At 51.7% G+C, this 424-nt stretch carries 1 protein-coding gene; it reads right to left on the bottom strand.

Annotated elements, in window-relative coordinates; genetic code table 11:
- Nucleotides 1-197, bottom strand: a 197-nt coding sequence (locus AACQ81_RS05840) for a hypothetical protein (protein WP_339353411.1), incomplete at its 3' end; no start/stop codon positions are given.
- Between the last annotated feature and the right edge of the window lie 227 nt (nt 198-424).

Genomic DNA, 424 nt, shown 5'->3' with positions numbered 1-424 from the left:
CCTTTTTTCTGCCTTCCTCCCAGAAGTTTTTTTTTTTGCGTTCCATTTGTGGGCAATAGCGCCGCACCCAGCATTTTCCCTTTGATGTTGACTAGGGTAACGACGGCCTTTCCATCCTTCAGAATGGTGATCTTGTTCCCATACAACCCCTTGTTCTTCATGTAGACCGGTTCGCCCAGTTCCCCCGTTGCCATCATCCCCAGTACCTTTTTATGAATGGGCACGCGCTCCGTAACCTTTTCTCTGGCTAGCTGTTGTTCCGTCCTCCCGGTAGGCCTTGTGGCACCCGCTGGCACGTCCTGCACCAGTTTTTCTGTGTAGTGGTGATCACAGACGTGACCCTTTTTAACTCAATAGGGGCACGACTCTGCGCAACACGATAGCCCTCCTAAAATTACTGCACCTCTCTAGTGTGCCGACCTGG

The sequence above is a fragment of the Xenorhabdus sp. Sc-CR9 genome (assembly GCF_963897815.1).
GTDB lineage: Bacteria > Pseudomonadota > Gammaproteobacteria > Enterobacterales > Enterobacteriaceae > Xenorhabdus.
This window is presented reverse-complemented; position numbering and strand designations above follow the sequence as displayed.